The organism is Microbacterium psychrotolerans, from assembly GCF_031085295.1.
GTDB lineage: Bacteria > Actinomycetota > Actinomycetes > Actinomycetales > Microbacteriaceae > Microbacterium > Microbacterium psychrotolerans.
This window is the reverse complement of record NZ_JAVFWO010000001.1, coordinates 569,302-591,689: the sequence shown is the minus strand read 5'-3', so window position 1 is coordinate 591,689 and position 22,388 is coordinate 569,302. Positions and strand designations below refer to the sequence as shown.

The window sequence follows — 22,388 nt, the reverse complement described above, 5'->3', positions numbered from 1 at the left end:
GTATAGCCTGGTCGGGGTCGGAAAGGCGGGAATGAGTTCGAACACGACGCTGAGCAGCGCGGCTCGCAGCCGTCTGCTCGGATTCAACGGGTTCGTGTGGATCTTCGGGGTGGTGGCGATCATCCTCATCGGCGTCGCGGTGCTCCCCGGGGCAGGAGACGACGTCGCCGTGCCCGACGACTACGGCTACGAGCCGTGGCTCAACCCCGACCCCGTGCTCGCCGACGAGGAGGGCGACGGGGTGTACAGCGGCGTCGACGGCGCGATGGTGGCGCTCGACGGTCTCGATCCGGCTCGGCCGCTGCTGATCACTGAGCTCGACGACACGTACGTCGGCAGGATCGCGGTCACCGGTCCCGGAGGCGAGATCCTCACCGAGGGCGAGTACGGCGGCCCCGCCGAGTTCGAGTCCTACATCGCAACCGATGGGCAGTGGCTCATCGTGCCGCAGGCCGACGTCGAGCTCTGGATCGACGGGTTCCGCGACGAACGCTGGCGCATGCGGATCACCACGCCCCCGGTCGAGGAGCGCTCGGGCACGGTGAGCGGCATCGGGCCGGCCGTGTTCGCCCTGGACTCCACCGCCACCACAGCGCGCATCAGCACGCGCGGCGAGGGACGCGTGAGCATCGAGACGGTCACGTCGGCGGGCGTGACCGAGGTCTTCAGCGAGAACGAGCCCACCGACCGCTCTATCGCCTGGGCCGACGGCGATCCCATGCTGTTCGTGATCGACGCATGGGACGACGCCGGGTGGACCATCGCCTTCGCCGACGAACCGGCGGCCGCTGTCACCGTCACGCCCACGCCGACCCCGAGCGCGACGGAGGTGACCCCCTGATGGCGGGGGTGGAACGCATCCGGCGATTCTCGCTCGTGACCTGGATCGTGGGGACCATCGTCGTCGCGGGGATCGCCTTCCTCGTCCTGCCCCAGGTCGCCGTCGACGAGCGGACCGGCGAGGTGTACGTGGGTAACGCCGGCGAGCAGGAGTACGCGCCGTGGCTCGGCGACGACCCGGAGGAGTACGAGGTCGTCGACGGCGTGCTCCACGGCACGGCGGCGGGCGGCTTCCTGCGGATCGACGCGGACTCCGCCCTCTTCCAGGTCGACAACCCGGAGGGCGTCGGCGAGGCGGACTGGGTGCGGGTCTACCAGCAGCAGGGGGTGGAGTTCGATCCCGACTCCGAAGAGTGGCAGTACCCGGGCTACCTCGGCTCCCTCTACCCCGACTCCGACATCCTGGTGCTCCCGGGTGACGAGGACGGACTCCTCTGGTTCGCGCCGTCGCTCACGGACTGGACCGCCGAGGTCACGACCCCGGAGGTGCTGCCGATGGGAGAGTCCGCCTCCGGTCAGGGCAACGCGGTGCTGATGTACGAGGGAGCCGCCCTGAGCGGGCGCTTCCAGCACACGGGGAGCGGCCTGTTCATGGTCGCCGTCGTGACCGTCGGCGGGTGGGACCTGCTCGTCAACGAGTTCGACGAGGTGGACGTCCGGGCGTCCTGGGAGCCCACGGATCGCGTCGTCTTCCAGGTCGACGCCGACACCGGCGACGGGACCTGGACGATCACGCTCGACACGCCGGCGGGCGACCCCGCGCCCTCGACCACCCCGACCCCCGCGCCGACGCCATGACGCGGCATCCGACCGACAAGGAGCAGACGTGACGTTCGCCGACACTCTCACCGAGGCGTTCAAGGCGCGCCTTCCGCTGCTGTACATCGAGACCGGCGAGGAGGTGCGGGCGATCGGCGCGATCTCGGATGCCGCCGAGACGCAGCGCCACCCTCGCGCACTGTGGACCTGGACGGCGGCGCTCGGGCTCGTCGGCCCCGACGGATCGTCGGTCGCGAACACCGTGAATCCCGCGCGTGCGCTGCAGCACGTCGCGGGGGTCGATACGCCGAGCGTGTTCGTGTTCTGCGACCTGCACGCCTACTTCGGCGGTGAGCACCGGGCCGGCGATCCGGCGCTCATGCGCACAGTACGCGAGACGGCGCTCGAGTTCCGCCACGGCGACGTGTCGCGGACGCTCGTGATCACAGCTCCCGTCCGCGTCATCCCGCCCGAGCTCGACGAGGTCACGCATCTGCTCGATTTCCCGCTGCCGACGGCGGCCGAGATCCGTGAGCTGCTCGAGACGATGATCGACAACAACGCATCGGGCGAGGGCCGGATCCGGGTGGATGCCGATGACGCCGCCCGCGAGCAGCTCGTGCACGCGGCGCTGGGCCTGTCGATGGCCGAGGCCGAGAACGCGTTCGCCCGCGCGATGGTGAACGACGGGAGCCTCTCGGCGCTCGACGTGCCGATCGTGCTCGACGAGAAGCGCCAGGTCGTGCGCAAGTCCGGGGTGCTGGAGTTCGTGCAGGCCGACATCGACCTGGACGACGTCGGCGGGCTCAACAACCTCAAGCGCTGGCTGTCCCGGCGCGACGGTTCGTGGCTCGGCGACGCCCGCGCGTACGGCCTTCCGGCCCCGAAGGGCGTCCTCATCACCGGCGTGCCCGGTTGCGGCAAGTCGCTCACCGCCAAGGCGACGGCCGCCTCGTGGGGGCTGCCCCTGCTGCGGCTCGACATCGGCCGTATCTTCTCGGGTCTCGTCGGCTCGAGCGAGCAGAACCTGCGCACCGCGATCGCGACCGCCGAGGCCGTCGCCCCGTGCGTGCTGTGGGTCGACGAGATCGAGAAGGGCTTCTCGAACACGACCGGCCAGGGCGACTCGGGCACGACCGCGCGCGTGTTCGGCACCTTCCTCACGTGGATGCAGGAGAAGCGGCATCCGGTCTTCGTCGTCGCGACGGCCAACAACATCGACGCCCTTCCGCCGGAGTTCCTGCGCAAGGGCCGCTTCGACGAGATCTTCTTCGTCGACCTGCCCACCTCCCACGAGCGCGAGGCCATCTGGCGCCTTCAGCTGCGCGCGCGGGCGACCGACGCCAACGGTCTCGAAGCCGTCGCAGCGGACGCCGACGCCGTCGCCGCGCTCGTCGCCGCCAGCGAGAACCACTCCGGCGCCGAGATCGAGCAGTCCGTCGTCTCCGCGCTGTACGAAGGGTTCAGCGCGCGCGGAGAGGTGACCGCCGCGGCCGTGCGGCAGGTGGTCGATACGATGATCCCTCTCGCCGTGACGCAGGCCGAGGAGGTGCAGCGCATCCGCACATGGGCGACCGAGCGCGCGGTGCGCGCCACCGGCACCGAGGACCTGGACTCTGCCGAGCTGACAGGCGCCGTCACCGAGGGTGCGCTGTCGTCGCGCCGCGGCGGCCGCACCGTCGACTACTGACCGACGACGACGGAAGGATGACGAGAGCATGGCGAAGCAGCTCGTGGTGAGGCTCCGTGCGGACGGCACCGTCGATGCGGAGACCATCGGCATGCACGGACCGGAGTGTCTCGACCACATCGAGGCGCTCGAGGCGCTGCTGGATGCCGAGACCGTGTCGTCGCGCTTCACCGAGGACTACACCAGCGCGTCGGTGGACGGCGTCACCCGGCTCGAAGCCGAGCAGACGGACGGCGCGCCGTGAACCAGGTGATCGCGCAATCACCGAGTCGAGGTGGCGACGCCTCCGCCCTCGGCACGGTAGCGCCCGCCAGACGGGCAGCCGAGAAGCTGCGGTGGTCGCGGTTCCTCCCCGCCACCGCGGCCGAGGGCCCGGGAGTGCGCGCGGCCGTGTGGCTGCAGGGCTGCGCCGTGCACTGCCCGGAGTGCTTCAACCCCCAGCTGTGGGCCGACCGCGGCGGTGTCGTCACCGATGCGCGCGCGATCGCCGAGGACTGGGCCGCGGGCGCGAGGGCCGCCGGTGCGGAGGGCGTGACGCTGCTCGGCGGCGAGCCGTTCGACCAGGCCGGGGCCGCGGCATCCGTCGCCCGTGTCTTCCGCGCAGCGGGCCTCGGCGTCATGACGTTCACCGGGTACCCGCTCGACCGCCTCACCGCCTGGGCGGAGGCGGGCCGCGACGACCTCGCGGCGCTGCTGGACGCGACCGACCTGCTCTGCGACGGACCGTACCTGCGGGACCTCCCCGACCTCGAACGGCCGTGGGTGGGCTCGCGCAACCAGGGCATCCGGGCCCTCACCGACCGGTACGCCGACGACGTGCGCCGCATCGCCACCGTCGGGGGCGCCGACCGGCTCGAGGTGCGGATCGACCGTGACGGCACGGTCGCGGTGAACGGATGGGCGACGGATGCCGCGCTCGCCGCGCTGCTGGAAGACCTGGGTCCGCGGGCCGACAGCCCCGCTCAGATCGCGGCGGGCGCACACCAACGAACGAGAGCGGAGGCCGCGCTGTGAGCGTGTCCCTGATCCTGATCCCCGCGGCGCTCGCCGCCGTCACCGCGATCACGGCCGCCGGCGGCATCGGCGCACTCGCCCAGACCGGTGGAATCCGCGGCGGCGATCGCGCCGAGACGGGCACCGCCGGTGAGGACGGCCCGCGCCCGGTCTCGGTGCGCACGCGCATGAAGGACCCCGACCTGCTCGGAGACGCGCTCCGCGACATCGGCGCGACCGACGTCGGGCAGGACGGCGACGACCTCACCGCCGTGATCGACGGGGTCGAACTCGCGATGACGCGGTCGGCCGAGGGGGTGTGGGCGGCACACTTCCACCGAGCCGATGGCCTGGAGCTCGCCGAGCAGGAAGCCGCGCTCCTCGTCGAGAGGCTGGATGCCGCCTACGCCCTGCGCGTGCAGCAGACCGTCGCCGCGCGCATCCGCGAGCGCGCGGCATCCGCCGGCTTCGAGCTCGTCTCCGAGACGCGCGACGACGACGACACCGTCACGATGGTGCTCGACGTGAAGGACTACGCATGAGCAGCACCACCCGCGCGAAGGTCCAGGCCGACGCGCCCAGCATCGGCTGGATGCTGGGCATGAGCTCGTGGATGCTCCTGACGGTCATCCCCGGGCCGATCGTGACGTGGCTCGGGTTCTCGATCATCGGGGTCGTCTCACGCAGCCGGCGCCTCATCGTCCTCGGGGTGGTGTGGGGCGCCGCCGCGATCCTCGTCAGCCTCGAGATCTGGGGTCAGTGGCAGCCGCTCGTCCGCGCGATCGTGTACCTCTCGGGCATGCTCGTCGCGCTCATGGTGAACCCGGGATGGCTGCGCACCATGTGGCAGCGGCGTCTCGACCGCGCGGAGCAGGCGGGCGCCGCGTCGTTCGGCCGGGTGGCGAGCCGCTCCCCGGGTACAGCGTCGAGCACCGGCTCGAGCACCGGCGCCACGAAGAAGCCCTCGACGCGTTCGTCGCGGCGCGCACGCGCGGCCGCGGCCCGTGCCGCAGCGGCGAAGGCTGCCGCCGCGAGGGCCGCGGAGGCCGAGGCCGAGGCCGCCGCCGAGGCGGACTCCGCGTCGAAGACGGCATCCGACGACACCGTGGAGCTCGCGTCGGCGGTCGGAGCCTCGAGCGACGACCTGATCGTCGCGCGCGAGAAGGCCGTCGCGCCGGCCGAGCCGGTCGACGTCAACACGGCGACCGCCGCCGAGCTTGAGGACCTGCCGGGCATGTCGCGATCGCGAGCCCGGCGCGCGGTGAAGGAGCGCGAGGCGCAGGGCGGCTTCACCTCCGTGGAGGACTTCGGTGAGACCGTCGGCCTCCAGCCGCACGAGATCGTGCGTCTGCGCCGCGTCGCGACCTGCTCTCCCCGCCCGCGCGGCGAACGCCGCTTCGGGCGGCGGGTCGACTACTGACGCCTCAGATCTTCGCGTCCTGCTTCGGGATGAAGACCTGCTTGATGATGAGCAGGATCGACGCCGTCACCGGGATCGCGACCAGTGCCCCCAGCAGGCCGAGCAGTGTGCCGCCGACCATGGCGCCGATCACGACGAGCGCGCCGGGCACCGAGATGGCCTTGTTCATGACCTTCGGAGTGAGGACGTACGCCTCGAGCTGCATGTAGATGAGGTAGATGATCGCGAAGATCAGCGCCGGCAGCCAGCCGGTGAAGAGCGCGAGCGTGGTCGCGGTGAGCCAGTACAGCACCGAGCCGATGAGCGGGATGAGCGTGATGAGGAAGGCGAGGACGCCCATGAGAGCGGGGAACGGGAGTCCCAGGAACAGGTGCAGCAGGAACGCCACCACCGAGTTGCAGAACGCCAGCACCACCATGCCCATGAGGTAGGCGCCGATCGAGTCGGTGATCTGATCGGTCATGACGCGCGCCTTCGCGCGGTTGCGTGCCGCGGCGAAGCGGTTGAAGGCGACCTTCATCGCCGGCAGGCCCGCCAGGAAGTAGAGGCTCAGCACCAGGACGATGATGAGGCCCGAGATGGTCGTGCCGACGTTGATCGCGAAGTTCACGACGCCGCCGCCGATCGCGGCGATGTTGGCCGGGTTGACGAGGAACTTCTCGACCTGGTCGGTGATCGTGCCCACCTGCGAGCCGAACGTGTCGCTCAGCCAGCCGTACAGGTCGGAGCTCTGGAACGTGGCGATGGTCTGCGGCAGATCCGTGAAGAACGCGGTGATCTGCTTCACCAGCGTGGGGACGACGAGGAGCAGGATGCCGACCAGCACGACGGCGAAGGCGGTGTACACGATGACGATGGCCCACGCCCGCGAGACGTTGTGACGACCGAACCAGCGCACCACCGGGTCGAGGCCGAGAGCGGCGAACAGGGCGAACACCACGTAGATGATGATCGTCGACAGGTTCCAGAACGCCAGACCGAGCGCGACCGCGGCGAGAGCGCCGAGCGTCAGCACGAGGCCCAATCGGAACGGGCTGTTGAGGTTCGCCCAGAACGTCTTGCCCTCGGGTGCCTCTCCGGTGAAGACGGGCTGCCCGTTCGGGACAAGCGCCGGGTCGGTCGCCGACGCGACCACCTGGCTGTCGGTGCCGGCTGCCGGCGCCGCGGACAGGGGTTCGGCGGCTTCCGCAGCGGTCGCACCGAGCGGGGACGAGGGGTCGGTCATGCGTCACACTCTAGAGCCGCGGGGACTGCCCGCACACGCAGATTCGACGATTTCACCCCGATCGTGCGACGCCGCCGGGCGCCCTGGCGACCCGTGGCGCTCGGGTATCGTCGAGGGGCGAGGAGGACCGCCATGACCGAAGAAGATCCCACGACGACGCTGAGGCGGCTGCGCAGCAGCATCGACAACATCGACGCCGCCCTGGTGTATCTGCTCGCCGAGCGCTTCAAGGCGACGAAGCAGGTCGGTCATCTGAAGGCCGACCACGGCATGCCCGCGTCCGACCCGGCCCGCGAGGAGCAGCAGGTCGCACGACTTCGCAGTCTGGCCGAGCAGGCCGACCTCGATCCCGCCTTCGCCGAGAAGTGGTTCAACTTCATCGTCGCCGAAGTCATCCGTCACCACACCGAGGCCGCCGACAGCCGCTGAATCGGTGACGGCAGCGGAGCGACGGATGCCCCGCCCCGGCGCGGGCGGGGGCGAGGCATCCGTCATTCGTCGTCCCCCGGTCAGGGGACGGTGCGCCGCAGTGTCAGATACGAGATCCCGCCGAGGAGCACGGTGACGAGCAGTCCCCACGTCGCGAACCCGGCCGGACCCTGCTCGACGATCGTCGAGATCACATCCGCCCACATCTCGAAGCGGGTGATCGCCCAGACGGCGACGACGAGGAGCACTCCGACGCCCGACCAGATGATCGTCAGCACCATGGCGCCGGAACGCTTGTAGACGGTCGCCGACCAGAATCCCAGCATGAAGATGAGCAGCGCCAGCACGAAGTAGAAGAACGCCGCCACGAGCGGGCCGTCCGCCACCACCCAGTCCAGGGCGAAGAAGTAGCCGTTGAGGCCCCAGCCTCCGGTCGCCTCCTCGATCATGCCGCCGACGGCGAAGACGGCGGCCAGCAGCACCGCGCACATCGCCGCGGCGAGCATGGTGCCGAGGAAGAACTCCCTGCGGGTCACGCTCATCGCCTGCGAGAACGGGAAGGTCAGCGTGAGCGACGAGATCCCCACGAACAGCAGCACCCACAGCGGCGCCTGCGAGCCGCCGCCGTAGAACGGCCCAGGAACGCCTGAGCTGTAGAGGATCGCGTAGATCGCGATCGACATGGCGAACGAGGCGCCGAGCACGATCAGCGGGACCCAGACGAACGTCTGCTTGTTGATCAGCTGCATGCGCACGACACTGACGGTGCGGTTCATCGCAGAGCTCCTTCATCGGCGGTGGCTGCGTCGGCGGCCGCTCGCTGGGTGGTGCGCACGATCAGCTGCTGCAGCGAGACCGGCGCCATGTCGAGGCCCGCAGCGGCGAGCTGTGCGTGGTCGTCCGCGGTGAGCGGACCGAGCACGGTCGCCGAGGCCACATGACCGAGGGATTCGCGGTGGATGACCTCGCGCCCGACGACGAAGGCGTCGACGGCGGCCGTGTCGCCGACGATGTTCGCGGCACGTTCGCGCACGGCATCCGTCTCCTCGTCCATCAGGATGCGGCCGCGGTCGATCACGAGCACCCGCTCGATGAGGTTGGACACCTCGTCGATCAGGTGGCTGGAGAGGATCACGGTGCGGGGGTGCTCGGTGTAGTCCTCCAGCAGCCGGTCGTAGAAGATCTGACGGGCGACGGCATCCAGGCCCAGGTAGGGCTCGTCGAAGAACGTGATCTCCGCGCGGGCGGCGAGGCCGATGATCACTCCGACGGCCGAGATCTGCCCGCGGGACATCTTCTTGATCCGCGTCTTGGGCGGCACCTGGAAGTCCTCGATCAGCCGCTGGGCGAGGTCTTCGTCCCAGTTCGGGAAGAACAGGCGTGCGGTGGCGAAGGCGTGTTTCGCGAGCGCGTCGTCGGGGTATTTCTGGCTCTCGCGGACGAAGCACATCCGGCTGAGCACTCGGGCGTTCTCGTACGGCTGCTCACCGAAGATGCGCACCTCGCCGCTGGTGGCGAAGTTCTGCGCGGTGAGGATCGACATCACGGTCGTCTTGCCGGCTCCGTTGCGGCCGAGCAGGCCGTAGATCGTGTTCTTCTCGATGGTGAAGCTCACGTCGTCCACGGCGACGGTGTCGCGGTAGCGCTTGGTGAGATTCTTCACCTCGATGACGTGCGTCCCGGTCGTCATCGTGGATTCCCTTCTGTGGTGGTCGCGTCGCGTCCCGAGGCGCGGTCGCGGATGAGCAGTGCGAGGTCGTCGGGCCCGAGCCCGAGCTTTCGGGCCTCGGCGAGCAGCGGATCGACGAAGCGGTCGGCGAAGGCGTTGCGCCGCTCGGCGAGCAGCAGGTCGCGCGCGCCCGGCGCGACGAACATCCCGATGCCGCGGCGCTTGTACAGCACGCCCTTGTCGGTCAGCATGGCGATTCCCTTCGCGGCGGTGGCGGGGTTGATGCGGTAGAAGGCGGCGAGCTCGTTCGTCGACGGGGCCTGGGCCTCCTCGACGAGGGATCCGTCGATGATCGAGTCCTCCACGTTCTCGGCGATCTGCAGGAACAGCGCCCGGCCTTCTTCGATCACAACACTCCCGAGTGAGTTGGTTACTTACTTGAGTAACCAACCATTGAAGCCCCCTCGGTGTCAAGCACCGCGGGCCGTCTGAGGGTTCGCGAGCGGGCGGCCCGACCCCCGTGTGGTCGTGATATCGCGCGTGCGCGACGTACCTACAGCGCCGATGGCTGTCCAATTTGCCCGCTCGCGGGCCGTCGTGAAACGGTTGATCAGGCCCCTCATGGGGCTGTTCCCGACCAGTCCGCGGTCACGGGTGACGTCCTCACGGGGCGCCAGACCGGTGAGCGTATGGTCGGCGGCCGAAGCGCGGATCCGACATCCGCTGCGTGCCCGGCCGCCACCCGGGCGCAACCGCTGCAGCTTCTGCACGGAAGCTGCCGAGGTGCACACAGTGACGCTTCCTCCTGCCATCGAGGCGAAGGGCCTCTTCAAGGTCTTCGGACGAAACCCCAAGGACGCCGTCCGGCGCCTCCGCGCCGGGGCGACGCGAGCCGACGTCGCGGACGCCGGCTCGGCCGCCGTGATCGATGCGAGCTTCACGGTCCAGCCAGGCGAGATCTTCGTCATCATGGGCCTGTCCGGCTCCGGCAAGTCCACCGTGCTGCGGATGCTCAACGGGCTTCTCCCGCCCACAGCGGGCGACGTGCTCGTGCAGGGGCAGAGCGTCACGAAGGGCTCGGCCACGGCGCTGCGCGGCATCCGCCAGCGTTCCGTCTCCATGGTGTTCCAGCACTTCGCGCTGCTGCCCCATCTGACGGTGCTCGACAACGCCGCCTACGCGCTCGAGATCCAGGGCGTCGGGCGCGAGGAGCGACGTGAGCGAGCGCGCGAGATCCTCGGCAAGGTGGGGCTCGGCGACCGCGCCGACGCGATGCCCGATGAGCTGTCGGGCGGTATGCGTCAGCGCGTGGGCCTGGCCCGGGCGCTCACCTCGGGCACCGACATCCTGCTCATGGACGAGGCGTTCTCGGCCCTCGACCCGCTCATCCGCCGCGAGATGCAGGAGCAGCTCATCGAGCTGCAGCGCGAGCTCGGCCGCACCATCGTGTTCATCACGCATGATCTCAACGAGGCGATGTTCCTCGGCGACCGCATCGCTGTGATGCGCGACGGTCGCATCGTGCAGAACGGCACGCCCGAAGAGATCCTCACCGACCCGGCGAACGACTACGTCGCGCAGTTCGTGCAGGATGTCGACCGGGCACGCGTTCTCACCGCCGGCTCCGTCATGGCAGCGCCGGCCGCGACAACACCGGTGAGCGCCGGGGTGCGCGGGGCGCTCCGGGTCATGCGCGACCTGCAGGTCGGATCGGTGTCGGTCATCGAGAACCGCAGGTTCCTCGGCACGGTGACCGACCGCGCGGTCATCCGCGCCGTCAAGGACGGTCGCACCGACCTTCGCGCGATCGTGCACACCGCGCACGCGGCGGTGCACGTCGACGACCCGCTGACGGATGTCGTCGAGCGCGCCGTCGAGCGGCCGGTGCCGGTCGCCGTCGTCGACGACGCCGGCCGTCTCGTGGGCGCGATCCCCCGCGTGACCCTGCTCGCCGCGCTCGGCAACGTGCCGCCGGTCACCCGCGAGAACCCGGTCATCGACCTGCCGGCCACGGTGCCGGCGAGCGAGATCATACAGACGCTCGCGGCAGTCGAGCAGCCCATGGCTGCGTCGCCGGCGTCCCGCCCGACCGCAGCGACGGTGGGCGCCGCACCCGGTGGCCGTCCCGCGAAGAACGGGGCCAGCGGCACGACCGATGCCCGCGCCACGATCGAGGGAGCCGCACGATGAACGATGTCTTCCGCCTTCCGCTGGGCGATGTGGTCGAGACCGCCGTCCGCTGGATGATCGACGTGCTCGGCGGCTTCTTCGACGTCGTCGCCCTCGTCTTCAACGGCCTCTACGGCTGGCTCGACGCGTCCCTGTCGACGCCGCCGTTCTGGGTCGTGATCCTCGTGATCGCCGCGTTCGCGTACTGGTCGAAGGGCGCGCTGCTCGCCGTCGGCAGTGCTGTCGGCCTGCTCGTGATCGTCGCGGTCGGGCAGTGGGCGAACGCGATGGACTCGCTCGCCCTGGTGATCCTCGCCGCCGCGGTGGCGATCGCGATCGCCGTTCCGCTGGGCATCTGGGCGGCACGCAACGACCGTGTCTCGGCGGCGCTGCGGCCCGTCCTCGACTTCCTGCAGACGATGCCCGCGTTCGTCTACCTCATCCCGGCGATGCTGATCTTCGGCGTCGGACCCGTGCCCGGCATGGTCGCGACCATCGTGTTCGCCCTCGCACCCGGCGTGCGACTGACGGAGCTCGGCATCCGGGGAGTCGATCCCGAGATCGTCGAGGCGGGCCACGCGTTCGGCGCGTCGCCCGGGCGCATCCTGCGCCAGATCCAGCTGCCGCTGGCGCTGCCGAGCATCATGGCCGGCGTCAACCAGGTGATCATGCTGAGCCTGTCGATGGTCGTCATCGCCGGAATGGTGGGCGCGGGCGGCCTGGGCGGCCAGGTGGTGCAGAGCCTCAGCCGTATCGACATCGGACTCGGGGTGGAGGCCGGCCTGTCGGTCGTGATCCTCGCGATGATCCTCGACCGCGTCACGTCCGGCTTCTCGACGCCGCGCTCGCGGACGGTTCGCCGGGCCGGCGGGGTCTCGAGCGGCGCGCATGGCGGGGACGCGGATGCCGCACACCCGGCATCCGTCGATGCCGCGACTCCCGCGACAGCACGCCCGGCCGGGCCCACGCGCCCCGAGGCGACGGGCGACGCGCCCGCCGCGCGACCCGAGCCCGCCCACGTCTGACCCGACCCGAGAAGACTGACATGACCACACGACGCATTATCGCCGCCGTCATCGCCCTGGCGGGGACCGCCGGACTGCTCGTGACCGGCGCCCTCGCGCAGACGGGCGCGGGCGATGCCGGCAAGGGGCATCTGACCATCGCCGTCTTCAACGGCTGGGACGAGGGAATCGCCGCGTCCGAGCTGTGGAAGGCCGTGCTCGAGGAGGAGGGGTACACCGTCGACCTCGCCTACGCCGACCCGGCGGCCGCCTACACGGGCATTGCGCAGGGGGACTACGACCTGACGCTCGACACCTGGCTGCCGCTCACGCACGCCGATTACATGGACACCTACGGCGACGACCTCGTCGACCTGGGTGCGTGGAACGACGAGGCGAAGCTCACCATCGCCGTGAACGAGGACGCCCCGATCGACTCGCTGACCGAGCTCGCCGCCAACGCCGACCTGTTCGGCAACCGGCTGGTCGGCATCGAGGCCGGGTCCGGCCTGGTCACGGTGACCCAGGACGAGGTGATCCCCGGGTACGGCCTCGAGGGCATGGACTTCGTGACCGCGTCCACCCCCGCGATGCTCACCGAGCTGCAGGCGGCGACGGATGCCGGACGCGATGTCGCCGTCACCCTCTGGCGCCCGCACTGGGCGTACAACGCGTTCCCGATCAAGGACCTCGAAGACCCCGACGGCCTGCTCGGCGACGCCGAGAGCATCCACACGGTCTCCTCGACCGCGTTCGCCGAGGGGCATCCCGAGGTCTCGCGCTGGCTCGAGGCGTTCCGCATGGACAACGAGCTGCTGTACTCCCTCGAGGATGCCATGTTCGGCACCTACGACGGCGACGACTACGGGCCCGTCGTGGCGGACTGGATCGCCGACAACCGGGACTGGGTCGACGGCCTCACCCGCTGACCCGCGGCCCCGCGCCCCGCACCCGCGCTCGCGCTCGCGCTCAGATTCGCAGGATCGCACGAAACTCGCAGCATTCCGCCGTCCTGCTGCGAGATCGGTGGGTTTCTGCGAAGTCTGGGCGCGGAGGACGCGAGTCGTCGCTCCGCGCGGGCGGAATAAGGTGTGGGCATGACGGTGGCGTTCGTTCTCGGCGGCGGGGGCGTACGCGGCGCCGTCGAGATCGGCATGCTGCGGGCGCTCCTCGAGTCCGGCATCCGTCCCGATCTCGTTGTGGGCACCTCGATCGGCGCCATCAACGGCGCGCTGGTCGCGAGCGACCCGACGCCTGCGGTGATCGAGCGCCTGCTCGACGCGTGGACCTCGCCGCAGGCGAACGCCGTCTACGGGGACTCGCTCTTCGCCCAGTTCGCCCGGCTCGTGAAGACGAAGACGCACCTGAACTCTCCGGCGCCGCTGCGTCAGCTGCTCGAGCGGTCGCTCGGCGCCGACACCCGTTTCGAAGACCTGCCGGTGCGCCTGCGGGTGGTTGCCGCCAGCATCGAGCGCGCGGCCGAGCACGTGTTCGAGTCGGGCCCGCTGATCGAGGCGATCCTCGCGTCGGCGTCGGTGCCGGGACTCCTGCCCCCGACGCGCATCGGCGACGAGCACTTCATCGACGGCGGCGTCGTGAACTCGATCCCGATCGCTCAGGCGGTGGATGCCGGAGCTCGCACCGTCTTCGTGCTGCAGGTGGGACGCATCGAGACGCCGCTCGTGGCGCCGAAGTCGGCGGTGGAGACCGCGCGGGTGGCGTTCGAGATCGCACGCCGTCACCGGTACGCGCGCGACGTCGCCACATTGCCCGAGGGCGTCGCCCTCCACGTGCTGCCCAGCGGCGGAGGGCTCGACGGCGACGATGCGGTGATGTCGTACCGCCGCATGGACACCGTCCACCGGCGCATCGACGCCGCCTACCACGCGAGCCGGTCGTTCCTCAGCGAGCGCGGATTCGGAGACGAGTCGCCGGCCGGCCGTGACGCCACCCGTATCGAGGACGCCGACCGCATCGACGACGGCGCCGGCATCGACGACGCCGCCCGCGGTGACGCCGTCCGCGCGGAGGGCGAGGACTGATGGGCCTGCCGCCCATCTGGGTCCGCCGCATCCTGCTGGCCCCGCTCGTCATCGTCGCGGCCGTCGTCATGCTGGTGCTCACGCCGGTGTGGCTGATCATCGCGCTGGCCCTCACATCGCTGGTGCCCGGGCGATTCCGGCTGCCCCGCGTGCTGTGGCTCGTGACCGTCTACCTGCTCTGGGACGCGATGCTCGTCGTGGCGATGTTCGGGCTGTGGGTCGCGTCGGGCTTCGGGTACGCGCTCCGGCGCCCGGGCTTCGTGGCCGCCCACTACCGCCTCGCGGGCTGGGGACTGCGGCTGCTGTTCTGGATCTTCGGCGGGGTGCTGCGGCTCACCATCACCACGAACGGGTCCGATGAGGGCGCCGCCGTGGCGGACCGTGCCGCGTTCGACCGGCTCTTCACGCCCGGCACGCCGCTCGTGGTCGCGAGTCGCCACGGCGGACCGGGCGACTCGTTCATCCTCATCCATACGCTGCTGAACGAGGTCGGCCGGCAGCCGCGCATCGTGGTGAAGTACACGCTGCAGTGGGACCCCGCGATCGACATCCTGCTGCACCGCGTGCCCTCGCGCTTCATCGTGCCGTCCGGCTTCGGGCACGGTCGCGCCGGCGGCGGCCTGCGGGTAGAGGAGGCGCTCGCCGACCTCGCCGAGGGTCTCGGACCTGACGACGCGTTCGTCATCTTCCCGGAGGGCGGCAACGTCAGCCCCGCGCGGCGCCGCTCGCGGATCCAGCGTCTGCGCGACGCCGGGCGGGAGGCGATGGCCGAGCGGGCCGAGGCGCTGCGGCACGTCATGGCGCCGCAGCCGGGCGGCATCCACGCCGCGCTCGATGCCGCCCCGGACGCCGACGTGGTGTTCATCGCACACACCGGCCTCGACCGCCTGGTCACTCTCCGCGACATCTGGCGCGAGCTGCCCATGGACAAGGGCATCACCATGCGCGCCTGGCGTGTGCCCCGCGCGGACGTGCCCGACGACCTCGATGCCCGCGCCGTCTGGCTGTTCGACTGGTTCGCCCGCATCGACGCCTGGATCGACACACATCCCGAGGTCAGCGCGTGACCGCTCAGGAGCTACCGTGTCCGGATGTTCAGCGGTGGGGTTTGGGATGCGTCACCCGGCCGGGCGCGTCGCCGGTGCCGCGTGACGGCACGGGCCACTGGGCGGCCGTCGGCGGGGAGGTGCTCGGGCGTTTCGGCGCGGGCAGCGGCTCGGCGGCGGGCTCCGGCGATGCTGCGGGGGCGGATGCCGGGGGTGTAGCCGAGGCGGATGCCGGGGGTGTAGCCGGGGCCGCCGTCGGCGTGGCGGTGGAGGGAGCTTCCGTCGTCGCAGGCGTGGTCGGTCCGAGCTCGAGCATCACCTTGTTCTCGAGCACCTCGATCGCCTCGTCCGAGATCGAGATGAGACCGTCGAGCTCTTCGCGGACGCGCCGGTACGCGAGCTGACGCTCCGCCGGTGTGGCCGCTTCGTCGATCGCGACGGTGAGGAGCTTCTTCGCGGTGTCGAGCCGCTTGCGCTCGACCTCCGTGAAGCTCGAGTCGCGCAGGCGCCGGGCATCGCGTTCGGCGACGTCGAAGGCGACTTCGAAGTCCGCCACCGCATTGCGGTACTCGGCCAGCTGCTCCTTCGACAGACGCGCCTTCGACGATGCCGGGCGCAGGCCGTCGGCGATGCGCTTCGCGCGCAGGAACGCGGCGGTGAGGGGCTGACGGCCGTCGCTCATCGCCGGGAAGGCGATGATCTTCGCAACGTCGAGCTCGTATTCGAGCCAGCGCGCCGTGACGGCGTCGTGGGTGGCGAACAGGCGCTCGAGCTGCGTGACCTGGGTCTCGCGGGGAGCGGACGTGGGTTCGGGGACCGCCGTCTGGCCGGTGATCGGCGGAAGGGACGCCGCGGCCACGGCCTTGCCGCGCGCTGCCGCCTGTGCGGCCTTGAGCTCGGCCTTCGCGTGCATGACTTCGATGCGGCGCTGGTGCCGGCGGCGGGCTCCACGCTCCCAGGCGTTGCCGACCATGCCGACAACACCCATCAGAGGAAAGACCAGCCACCAGAAGTCGCCGAGAAAATCGAAGATCGGCTGCACTCTGTCATGCTAACGGCCCGGTGGGTCGCTGTGTCGGGCTCAGGGCACCCTGTCAGCGCGCGGATCCGCGGCGCGCGGAGGCGGCATCCGGGCGATCAACGTCGGCAGGCGGTCGGCGATCTCGGCGATGACCGCGGCCGCCGCGGTGAGCCCGGCGGCGGCCGTCGCCGCGGGCGAGGCGGGGCGGGCCGCTCCGGCGACTCCAGCCTGGCGCTCGGCCTCGTCGAACGTGGACTCGAGGTGGCGCACGGCCGCGCGGTACTCGAGGTACTGCTGGGGTGTGGCGCGCTCCCGGAGCGTCGGGCGCTTGGCGAGTGCCTCGCGCTGCGCGCGCAGGAACGCGAGGGTGGCGGGATGCCGCGCATCGGTCATCTGCGGATGCGCCAGCGCCTTGTCGACATCCGTCTCGTACGCAAGCCATCGCGTGTTGATCGCGTCATGCGCGGCGTACAGGTGGTCGATGGGCAGGGGGTCGCGAGCCGTCGCCGCCCGGTACTGGGCGTACCCGGCCTTCACACGGGAGCGGCTGGCGCGCAGTGCGAGCGATGCCGTCTTCTCGGCCTGCTTGGCGGCCAGCAACTCGCGGCGCGCGTCGCCCGCCTGGAAGGCGGGGGCACCGGTGCGGGACTTCGCGGTGAGCATGTCGGCGCTCGCGGTGCGCACGCGCGCCTTCGCGGCGACGAGCTCGCGGTAGGCGAGGGATTCCTCCTGGCGCGCGGCGTCGAGCTCGAGCCGTCGGGCTCGGCGGCTGCGCGTCGTCAGACCGGCATAGGTCGCCGCTCCGGCGCCGGCGGCGGCCGGGGCGATCCACCACCAACTCGCCATGATCAGGAGGATCGGCTCCACGCTGCCCATGGTAATCGCGATATAGCGCGGTTGTCGCCGGGAATCTCCTGACACCATCGCCGGCATCGCAGAACCGCGCGACTCTCCGGGGATCGCAGGCGGAGGCTGCGGCATCCGTGATGGCTTGCGAAGTCGGCCCGGGGCCGACCCTCGACGCGTCAGCCGAAGAGGAGCGCGAAGACCGTGGCGCCGCCGCCGACGAGGATCAGGGCGACGATCGTCACCCACGCGACGATCTTGACGCGCCGCTGCCGGGTGTCGTTGTAACCGCTGTACTCGTCGTCTTCCGGCGCCATGCGTCCCATCCTAGGGTGACGCCGGTCGCCGCATGTCGGCGCATCCGCGCGAGATCGGCTTGCCTCGTGGGCCGGATCGCGCAGACGAGCCGATCACGCGGGATCGCGTCGAGTCAGGCGGTGTGCTCCGTGATGATCGGGCCGAAGGCGTCGGGAAGGGTCGACGTCGACAGCCGGCGCAGCTCGGCGAGCGGCAGCGTGAACAGCCCCTGCACCTCGAGCGCCGGCTCGTCGCCGTCGGCGGCCGAGTCCGTCACGCCGATGCGCAGCACCGGGTAGCCCCGGCCTTCGCACAGGCCGCGGAACTTGACATCGTCCTCGCGCGGCACCGTCACGATGACGCGGCCCGTCGACTCCGAGAACAGGGCGGTCGCGGCATCCACGCCGTCTCGCTCCTGGATCTCGTTCAGCCACACCCGCGCGCCGACGCCGAAGCGCATCACGGCCTCCGCGAGGGTCTGCGCGAGGCCGCCCGACGACAGGTCGTGCGCCGACGACACGAGCGACTGCTGACCGGCCGCGTGCAGCAGCTCGGCGAGCTTCTTCTCCTGGCCGAGATCGACCGCCGGCGGGCGGCCACCCAGGTGGCCGTGGATCGTGCCGGCCCACTGCGAGCCCGAGAGCTCGGTCGAGGTGACGCCGAGGAGGTAGATGTTCTCGCCCGCGTCCTGCCAGCCCGACGGGATGCGGCGTGCGACGTCGTCGATGATCCCGAGCACGCCGACGACGGGCGTGGGGAAGATCGGCTGGTCGCCGGTCTGGTTGTAGAACGACACGTTGCCGCCCGTGACGGGGACGCCCAGCTCGAGGCATCCGTCCGACAGACCGTCCACGGCCTGCGAGAACTGCCACATGACCTCGGGGTTCTCGGGCGAGCCGAAGTTGAGGCAGTCGGTGACCGCCGTCGGCACGGCTCCGCTGACGGCGACGTTGCGGTACGCCTCGGCGAGGGCGAGCTTGGCGCCCTGGTACGGGTCGAGCTGGCAGTAGCGGCCGTTGCAGTCCGTGGCGATCGCGAAGCCGAGACCCGAGTGCTCGTCGACGCGGATCATGCCGGCGTCGTCGGGGAACGAGAGGGCCGTGTTGCCCATGACGTAGTAGTCGTACTGGTTCGTCACCCACGACGTGTCGGCGAGGTTGGGGCTCGCGACAAGGCGAGTGAACTGGTCGCGCAGCGTCTCGGCGTCGGTCGGGCGGGGGAGAGCGGATGCCGAGTCGTCGCGCAGCGCGTCGATCCACGTCGGGTACGCCACGGGGCGCTCGTACACGGGGCCGTCGACGGCGACCGTGGACGGGTCGACGTTCACGATCTCCTCGCCGTGCCAGAAGATCTGCAGGCGCCCGTCGCCGGTCACCTCGCCGAGCACCGAGGTCTCGACGTCCCACTTGCCGACGACCTCGAGGAAGGCGTCGAGCTTCTCGGGGGCGACGATCGCCATCATGCGCTCCTGGCTCTCGCTCATGAGGATCTCCTCCGGCGTGAGCGAGGGGTCGCGCAGCAGCACGTTCTCGAGGTCGACGCGCATACCCGAGCCGCCGTTGGCGGCGAGCTCCGACGTCGCGCACGAGATGCCGGCGGCGCCGAGGTCCTGGATGGCCTCGACGAGCTCGTCGCGGTAGAGCTCCAGGCAGCACTCGATGAGCACCTTCTCGGCGAACGGGTCGCCGACCTGCACTGCGGGGCGCTTGGTCGGACCGCCGTCGGCGAACGTGTCGGAGGCGAGGATGGACGCCCCGCCGATGCCGTCGCCACCGGTGCGGGCGCCGAAGAGCACGACCTTGTTGCCGGCGCCGGTGGCGTTGGCGAGCTTGAGGTCCTCGTGGCGCAGCACGCCGACCGCCAGCGCGTTGACGAGCGGGTTGCCCTGGTAGACCGCGTCGAACACGGTCTCGCCGCCGATGTTGGGCAGGCCCAGGCAGTTGCCGTAGAACGAGATGCCCGAGACGACGCCGTGCACCACGCGCGCGGTGTCGGGGTTGTCAATGGCGCCGAAGCGCAACTGATCCATCACGGCGACCGGGCGCGCGCCCATCGAGATGATGTCGCGCACGATGCCGCCGACGCCGGTCGCGGCGCCCTGGAACGGCTCGATGTAGCTCGGGTGGTTGTGCGACTCGACCTTGAACGTGACCGCCCAGCCCTCGCCGATGTCGACGACACCGGCGTTCTGGCCCATGCCGACCATGAGCCGTTCCTTCATCTCGTCCGAGACCTTCTCGCCGAACTTGCGGAGGTAGATCTTCGACGACTTGTAGGAGCAGTGCTCCGACCACATGACGGAGTACATGGCCAGCTCCCCCGAGGTGGGGCGGCGGCCGAGGATCTCGCGGATGCGCTCGTACTCGTCGGGCTTGAGACCGAGCGCCGCGTACGGCTGCTCCTTCTCCGGCGTGGCGGTGGCGTTCTCGACGGTATCGGCGACAGCGGTCGAAGAGGGGGTGGTCACGCGGCTCAGCTCCAGAAATTTCGGGGGATGCCGGACCCGTCCAGTCTATTCGGCGCGAGAGGGGTCGGTATCGCGGTGAGATGGCACCGGATGTCACGTGACGCGGACTCCCCGTCGCTCGCCGGGGAAGCGGCCCATCCAGGTGCGCGGTGACCGTCCACTGGTCGGTTCCGTTCTGACGCCGTGCGGTCAGGGTCGTCGTGTAGGCGATGTCGCCGTCGGTCTTGTCGAGCCAGGCGCGGACACCATCCTCGCCGTGCTGGTCGACGCCCTCGTCGTCCGCGCGCGTCCGAGGTGAAAGCCTGCCAGTCGCCTCAGCGAACGCCGGCTGCGGCCGCCACCTTGGCCGCAGAGTTCGCGGCGGTTGCGATCACGTCGGCGACGGTCTCGGCCTGCGTGATGAACAGGGCGTGGCTGCCGGGGACGTTCGTGATGTCGGCGTCGATGCGGCCGGCCATGTGCTGAAGCATCGCCTGGTCGAACGCCTTATCGTCGGTGGCGATGACGGCCCAGCTCGGCTTCTCGCGCCATGCGGTCGCCGTGACCGCTTCGCCGAAGACGGCCATGTTGACCGGCACCTGACTGTCGGCCATGAACATGGCGTCGGTCTCGCTCATGTCGGCGGCGAAACCTGAATGGAACGCGTCCCGGTTGAGGTAGCCGAAGCCGTCGCTGGTCACGTCGATGACGAACTCGGGCGTGGCGGCGAAGCCCTCGTACTGCTGCCCGCTGGTCTCGCCGACATCCGGGATGAGGGCAGACACGTAGACCAGTCCGGCGACCTTCGGGTGCACGCCCGCCTCCGTGATCACAGTGCCGCCCCACGAGTGGCCGACCAGGATGGCGGGGCCGTCCTGGGCGTCCAGAACACGGTTGGTCGCGGCGACGTCGTCGGCGAACGAGGTGAGCGGGTTCTGCACGATCGACACTCGGTAGCCGCGCGCAGTGAGGAGATCGTAGACCCGGCGCCAGCCGGACCCGTCCGCGAACGCCCCGTGCACCAGGACGACGTTCTTGATCTGTTCGGTGGTTGTCATGGCTCTTCCTTCCAGATTCGGCTCTGACGAGCCGCGGTGGGTTGTTTGAAGGATGTAACACCCGCGATACGCAATATATTGCACATCGGTTATTCGGACAACAAGGTTTCGGCTTGCATTCACGGTCGAAAAGGTGGGCAATATATTGCATGCCGATTCCTCGACAAGCCCCAGGCGTTGACCGCAGGCTCCTGCGTGACGACGTCTTCCGTCGGTTGCGCGATGCGATCGTGGATTGCACGTTCCAACCCGGCGAGCAGTTGAAAGACACGGATCTCGCCGAATGGCTCGGGGTGAGCCGGACGCCGGTGCGCGAAGCGCTGCTGCGGCTGGCGGCGAGCGGGCTCGTGATCGCCAAACCGGGTCGATCCACCACGGTGAGCGCCATCGATCCTAAAGCCGTCCGGGATGCACGAGATGTCGTCGCTGCCATGCACGTGCTGGCCGTCCGCGAAATGGCGGGGAACGTCAGCGAGGCGGATCTCGACCGTATGAGGGAGGCGAACCGCCGCTTCGCAGAGGCGTTGAACGCCGGCGATCTCGCCGCGGCGATGGACGCCGACGAAGACTTCCATCGAGTGCCGGTGACGGTGCTCGGCAATGACGCCCTCGTGTCGGTGCTGGACCAGTTCGGGCCCGTCGTGCGCCGGGCGGAGCGCCTGCGCTTCGCCGCCGACGGCCAGTCATCCCTCGAACGTCACGACCAGCTCATCGCGCTGCTGGCCAGCGGGGACGGCGAAGGGGCATCGGATCTGACTTTCAATACCTGGCACACCCTGTCCGTTGACGACAACCCCTCACCCGAACAGAGCTGAGCCGAAGAACGCGCGGACGAGCCTCCACTCGGCGGAGGAACTGGCGACCGTCGCCGTTGTCGGGGCGATCGGGAGCGCGCTCGGGACGAACGCTTCGTCGGCACGATGACTCCGCAGAACGTGCTCGGCTTCGCGGCGCCCGCGGCCGCGTGCGCGCGGCTCGGGGAATGGAAAGGGGGGTTGACGGCGACGTCGACCCGTCGTAACCTACAACCAAATGGTTGTAGGAATTGAGCTCAGCGATGATGACATCGACCGCGTGTTCCACGCACTCGCCGCGTCCACGCGGCGCGACATCCTGCGTCGCACGATCGAGGGCGAACTGTCGGTCTCGGCGTTGGCGCGCGACTACGACATGTCGTTCGCGGCGGTGCAGAAGCACGTCGCGGTGCTCGAGGCCGCGGGCCTCATCATCAAGCGCGCCGAGGGGCGCGAGCGTCTCGTCCGAGCGGATCCCACGATGATCGCCCGGGCACGGGCGCTCCTCGCCCGCTACGAGGAGCTCTGGCGATCGCGCATCGACCGCCTCGACGCCCTGCTCGCCCAACCGGCCACAGCCACCGACACGCCCACCGATCACCCCGACAGCACCGACAAGACCGACACGCAAGGAGTATGA

24 protein-coding genes are annotated in these 22,388 nt (G+C 70.2%); 15 read left to right on the top strand and 9 right to left on the bottom strand.

Features of this window, described 5'->3' with window-relative positions; all coding sequences use genetic code 11:
- The first annotated feature begins 31 nt into the window (after positions 1-31).
- From Q9R08_RS02510 to Q9R08_RS02480, 7 genes are read left to right on the top strand one after another with little or no spacing between them, the layout of a single operon-like run.
- Positions 32-841, top strand: coding sequence for a hypothetical protein (locus tag Q9R08_RS02510; RefSeq protein ID WP_308866241.1), 810 nt, complete (start codon positions 32-34; stop codon positions 839-841).
- Positions 841-1,638, top strand: a complete 798-nt coding sequence (locus tag Q9R08_RS02505; protein ID WP_308866240.1) for a hypothetical protein — start codon at positions 841-843, stop codon at positions 1,636-1,638. Before Q9R08_RS02510 ends, Q9R08_RS02505 begins: the two co-directional genes overlap by 1 nt.
- 28 nt (positions 1,639-1,666) lie before the next feature.
- On the top strand, positions 1,667-3,289 hold the full coding sequence (locus Q9R08_RS02500; protein ID WP_308866239.1) for an AAA family ATPase: 1,623 nt from the start codon (positions 1,667-1,669) through the stop codon (positions 3,287-3,289).
- Positions 3,290-3,317: 28 nt separating this feature from the next.
- A complete protein-coding gene (locus tag Q9R08_RS02495; protein ID WP_308866238.1) occupies positions 3,318-3,533 on the top strand; it encodes a DUF2997 domain-containing protein in 216 nt (71 codons plus the stop codon).
- Positions 3,530-4,303: a 4Fe-4S single cluster domain-containing protein gene (locus Q9R08_RS02490; RefSeq protein ID WP_308866237.1), complete on the top strand. Its 774-nt coding sequence runs from the start codon at positions 3,530-3,532 to the stop codon at positions 4,301-4,303. The genes Q9R08_RS02495 and Q9R08_RS02490 overlap by 4 nt, the downstream gene beginning before the upstream one ends.
- On the top strand, positions 4,300-4,824 hold the full coding sequence (locus Q9R08_RS02485) for a hypothetical protein (protein WP_308866236.1): 525 nt from the start codon (positions 4,300-4,302) through the stop codon (positions 4,822-4,824). Before Q9R08_RS02490 ends, Q9R08_RS02485 begins: the two co-directional genes overlap by 4 nt.
- Positions 4,821-5,702: a ComEA family DNA-binding protein gene (locus tag Q9R08_RS02480; RefSeq protein ID WP_308866235.1), complete on the top strand. Its 882-nt coding sequence runs from the start codon at positions 4,821-4,823 to the stop codon at positions 5,700-5,702. The genes Q9R08_RS02485 and Q9R08_RS02480 overlap by 4 nt, the downstream gene beginning before the upstream one ends.
- Positions 5,703-5,706: 4 nt before the next feature.
- Here the strand turns inward: Q9R08_RS02480 and Q9R08_RS02475 are convergent, their stop codons facing one another.
- Positions 5,707-6,927 (bottom strand): AI-2E family transporter, encoded by a 1,221-nt coding sequence (locus tag Q9R08_RS02475; protein ID WP_308866234.1) that lies wholly within the window; start codon positions 6,925-6,927, stop codon positions 5,707-5,709.
- Positions 6,928-7,059: 132 nt separating this feature from the next.
- Between Q9R08_RS02475 and Q9R08_RS02470 the strand changes: the two genes are divergently transcribed.
- Positions 7,060-7,356 (top strand): chorismate mutase, encoded by a 297-nt coding sequence (locus tag Q9R08_RS02470; RefSeq protein WP_308866233.1) that lies wholly within the window; start codon positions 7,060-7,062, stop codon positions 7,354-7,356.
- 80 nt (positions 7,357-7,436) lie between these two features.
- Here the strand turns inward: Q9R08_RS02470 and Q9R08_RS02465 are convergent, their stop codons facing one another.
- The 3 genes from Q9R08_RS02465 to Q9R08_RS02455 are packed head-to-tail and all read right to left on the bottom strand — an operon-like array spanning position 7,437 to position 9,435.
- Complete coding sequence (locus Q9R08_RS02465; RefSeq protein WP_308866232.1) at positions 7,437-8,132, bottom strand: hypothetical protein; 696 nt, start codon at positions 8,130-8,132, stop codon at positions 7,437-7,439.
- Positions 8,129-9,046: an ABC transporter ATP-binding protein gene (locus tag Q9R08_RS02460; RefSeq protein WP_308866231.1), complete on the bottom strand. Its 918-nt coding sequence runs from the start codon at positions 9,044-9,046 to the stop codon at positions 8,129-8,131. The genes Q9R08_RS02465 and Q9R08_RS02460 overlap by 4 nt, the downstream gene beginning before the upstream one ends.
- Positions 9,043-9,435 carry a GntR family transcriptional regulator gene (locus Q9R08_RS02455; RefSeq protein ID WP_308866230.1) on the bottom strand — a complete coding sequence of 131 codons (393 nt, stop codon included), beginning with the start codon at positions 9,433-9,435 and terminating at the stop codon, positions 9,043-9,045. Before Q9R08_RS02455 ends, Q9R08_RS02460 begins: the two co-directional genes overlap by 4 nt.
- A gap of 382 nt (positions 9,436-9,817) precedes the next feature.
- Here Q9R08_RS02455 and Q9R08_RS02450 point away from each other — a divergent pair, with 382 nt between their 5' ends.
- The 5 genes from Q9R08_RS02450 (at position 9,818) to Q9R08_RS02430 (ending at position 15,307) form a co-directional block, all read left to right on the top strand.
- The gene (locus tag Q9R08_RS02450; protein ID WP_308866229.1) at positions 9,818-11,215 is read left to right on the top strand and encodes a quaternary amine ABC transporter ATP-binding protein; all 1,398 of its coding nucleotides are present in this window, start codon (positions 9,818-9,820) and stop codon (positions 11,213-11,215) included.
- The gene (locus Q9R08_RS02445; RefSeq protein WP_308866228.1) at positions 11,212-12,219 is read left to right on the top strand and encodes an ABC transporter permease; all 1,008 of its coding nucleotides are present in this window, start codon (positions 11,212-11,214) and stop codon (positions 12,217-12,219) included. The genes Q9R08_RS02450 and Q9R08_RS02445 overlap by 4 nt, the downstream gene beginning before the upstream one ends.
- Before the next feature lie 20 nt (positions 12,220-12,239).
- Complete coding sequence (locus Q9R08_RS02440) at positions 12,240-13,127, top strand: glycine betaine ABC transporter substrate-binding protein (protein ID WP_308866227.1); 888 nt, start codon at positions 12,240-12,242, stop codon at positions 13,125-13,127.
- 168 nt (positions 13,128-13,295) lie between these two features.
- Complete coding sequence (locus Q9R08_RS02435) at positions 13,296-14,240, top strand: patatin-like phospholipase family protein (protein WP_308866226.1); 945 nt, start codon at positions 13,296-13,298, stop codon at positions 14,238-14,240.
- A complete protein-coding gene (locus tag Q9R08_RS02430; protein ID WP_308866225.1) occupies positions 14,240-15,307 on the top strand; it encodes a 1-acyl-sn-glycerol-3-phosphate acyltransferase in 1,068 nt (355 codons plus the stop codon). The genes Q9R08_RS02435 and Q9R08_RS02430 overlap by 1 nt, the downstream gene beginning before the upstream one ends.
- Before the next feature lie 28 nt (positions 15,308-15,335).
- Here the strand turns inward: Q9R08_RS02430 and Q9R08_RS02425 are convergent, their stop codons facing one another.
- From Q9R08_RS02425 to Q9R08_RS02405, 5 genes are all read right to left on the bottom strand, one after another.
- Positions 15,336-16,328, bottom strand: a complete 993-nt coding sequence (locus tag Q9R08_RS02425) for a hypothetical protein (RefSeq protein WP_308866224.1) — start codon at positions 16,326-16,328, stop codon at positions 15,336-15,338.
- A 39-nt stretch (positions 16,329-16,367) separates the two neighbouring features.
- Positions 16,368-17,174 (bottom strand): hypothetical protein, encoded by an 807-nt coding sequence (locus tag Q9R08_RS02420; protein WP_308866223.1) that lies wholly within the window; start codon positions 17,172-17,174, stop codon positions 16,368-16,370.
- Between the two features lie 158 nt (positions 17,175-17,332).
- On the bottom strand, positions 17,333-17,470 hold the full coding sequence (locus Q9R08_RS02415; RefSeq protein ID WP_308866222.1) for a hypothetical protein: 138 nt from the start codon (positions 17,468-17,470) through the stop codon (positions 17,333-17,335).
- 113 nt (positions 17,471-17,583) lie between these two features.
- Entirely contained in the window at positions 17,584-19,917 is a 2,334-nt protein-coding gene (gene purL / locus Q9R08_RS02410; RefSeq protein ID WP_308866221.1) for a phosphoribosylformylglycinamidine synthase subunit PurL, read from the bottom strand.
- Between the two features lie 314 nt (positions 19,918-20,231).
- Positions 20,232-20,954 (bottom strand): alpha/beta fold hydrolase, encoded by a 723-nt coding sequence (locus Q9R08_RS02405; RefSeq protein ID WP_308866220.1) that lies wholly within the window; start codon positions 20,952-20,954, stop codon positions 20,232-20,234.
- 149 nt (positions 20,955-21,103) lie between these two features.
- Here Q9R08_RS02405 and Q9R08_RS02400 point away from each other — a divergent pair, with 149 nt between their 5' ends.
- Positions 21,104-21,769 (top strand): GntR family transcriptional regulator, encoded by a 666-nt coding sequence (locus Q9R08_RS02400; protein ID WP_308866218.1) that lies wholly within the window; start codon positions 21,104-21,106, stop codon positions 21,767-21,769.
- 217 nt (positions 21,770-21,986) lie between these two features.
- A complete protein-coding gene (locus Q9R08_RS02395) occupies positions 21,987-22,388 on the top strand; it encodes an ArsR/SmtB family transcription factor (protein ID WP_308866217.1) in 402 nt (133 codons plus the stop codon).

What these genes read in the sequence shown, in the direction of transcription:
- Q9R08_RS02510 (WP_308866241.1), top strand. Translation starts at nt 32, where the DNA reads ATGAGTTCGAACACGACGCTGAGCAGCGCGGCTCGCAGCCGTCTGCTC.
- Q9R08_RS02505 (WP_308866240.1), top strand. Translation starts at nt 841, where the DNA reads ATGGCGGGGGTGGAACGCATCCGGCGATTCTCGCTCGTGACCTGGATC.
- Q9R08_RS02495 (WP_308866238.1), top strand. Translation starts at nt 3,318, where the DNA reads ATGGCGAAGCAGCTCGTGGTGAGGCTCCGTGCGGACGGCACCGTCGAT.
- Q9R08_RS02480 (WP_308866235.1), top strand. Translation starts at nt 4,821, where the DNA reads ATGAGCAGCACCACCCGCGCGAAGGTCCAGGCCGACGCGCCCAGCATC.
- Q9R08_RS02475 (WP_308866234.1), bottom strand. Translation starts at nt 6,927, where the DNA reads ATGACCGACCCCTCGTCCCCGCTCGGTGCGACCGCTGCGGAAGCCGCC.
- Q9R08_RS02470 (WP_308866233.1), top strand. Translation starts at nt 7,060, where the DNA reads ATGACCGAAGAAGATCCCACGACGACGCTGAGGCGGCTGCGCAGCAGC.
- Q9R08_RS02465 (WP_308866232.1), bottom strand. Translation starts at nt 8,132, where the DNA reads ATGAACCGCACCGTCAGTGTCGTGCGCATGCAGCTGATCAACAAGCAG.
- Q9R08_RS02460 (WP_308866231.1), bottom strand. Translation starts at nt 9,046, where the DNA reads ATGACGACCGGGACGCACGTCATCGAGGTGAAGAATCTCACCAAGCGC.
- Q9R08_RS02445 (WP_308866228.1), top strand. Translation starts at nt 11,212, where the DNA reads ATGAACGATGTCTTCCGCCTTCCGCTGGGCGATGTGGTCGAGACCGCC.
- Q9R08_RS02440 (WP_308866227.1), top strand. Translation starts at nt 12,240, where the DNA reads ATGACCACACGACGCATTATCGCCGCCGTCATCGCCCTGGCGGGGACC.
- Q9R08_RS02435 (WP_308866226.1), top strand. Translation starts at nt 13,296, where the DNA reads ATGACGGTGGCGTTCGTTCTCGGCGGCGGGGGCGTACGCGGCGCCGTC.
- Q9R08_RS02430 (WP_308866225.1), top strand. Translation starts at nt 14,240, where the DNA reads ATGGGCCTGCCGCCCATCTGGGTCCGCCGCATCCTGCTGGCCCCGCTC.
- Q9R08_RS02415 (WP_308866222.1), bottom strand. Translation starts at nt 17,470, where the DNA reads ATGGCGCCGGAAGACGACGAGTACAGCGGTTACAACGACACCCGGCAG.
- Q9R08_RS02405 (WP_308866220.1), bottom strand. Translation starts at nt 20,954, where the DNA reads ATGACAACCACCGAACAGATCAAGAACGTCGTCCTGGTGCACGGGGCG.
- Q9R08_RS02400 (WP_308866218.1), top strand. Translation starts at nt 21,104, where the DNA reads ATGCCGATTCCTCGACAAGCCCCAGGCGTTGACCGCAGGCTCCTGCGT.
- Q9R08_RS02395 (WP_308866217.1), top strand. Translation starts at nt 21,987, where the DNA reads ATGGTTGTAGGAATTGAGCTCAGCGATGATGACATCGACCGCGTGTTC.